This window comes from Mycobacterium sp. E787, from assembly GCF_001668725.1.
In the GTDB taxonomy this organism is placed as follows: domain Bacteria; phylum Actinomycetota; class Actinomycetes; order Mycobacteriales; family Mycobacteriaceae; genus Mycobacterium.
In genome coordinates, this window is sequence record NZ_LZKL01000105.1 from 1 (window position 1) to 609 (window position 609).

1 protein-coding gene is annotated in these 609 nt (G+C 67.3%); it reads right to left on the reverse strand.

Going from position 1 to position 609, the window contains the following annotated elements; translation table 11 throughout:
* Positions 1-609, reverse strand: a 609-nt coding sequence (locus A5705_RS20840; protein ID WP_156763176.1) for an HAD family hydrolase, incomplete at both ends; no start/stop codon positions are given.

Consider the following 609-nt stretch of genomic DNA (forward strand, 5'->3'; position numbering starts at 1 on the left):
GCAGACCTTTTCGGCCACCCGCGGATTGTCGCCGGTGGCGATCTTCACCTCGATTCCCAGCTCGGCAAGCTGATCAAGGGATTGCCGGGCGGCGGCCTTGGGCTCGTCGGCAAAGACGCAGAACCCGACCAGCATCAACTCGGATTCGTCGTCGGCGGTGATCGTGGACAGGTGTGGCGCCGGCTTGGCCGCCACGGCAACCACTCGGCGCCCGGCCGCGAACAACTCGGACAACGTCTGTTGAGACTGATCGGGTGCGCTCGAGCAGCGGGCCAGCATCTGCTCGGGTGCGCCCTTGACCACCAGCAGTCGCTTTCCATGGTCATCGACCAAGGCTGAGGTCGCACGGCGGATGTGGTCGAACGGCAAAAAGGCCACCCGGTCCATACCGTCGCCGACGAGCTGCCGTGCGGCGGGGTGCGCCCAGAGCGCGCCGTCCAGCGCGTTGGTCGCGGCGCCGCCCGCGGCCGGATCGATGTCACAGGCCAGCAGGGCCAGCCGCAGCACCGAGTCGTTGCGCACTCCGGCCGGGTTGACGGTGTCGACCAAGCTGATGCGGCCCTCGGTCAGGGTGCCGGTCTTGTCGGTGATCAGGATGTCGATGTTCTT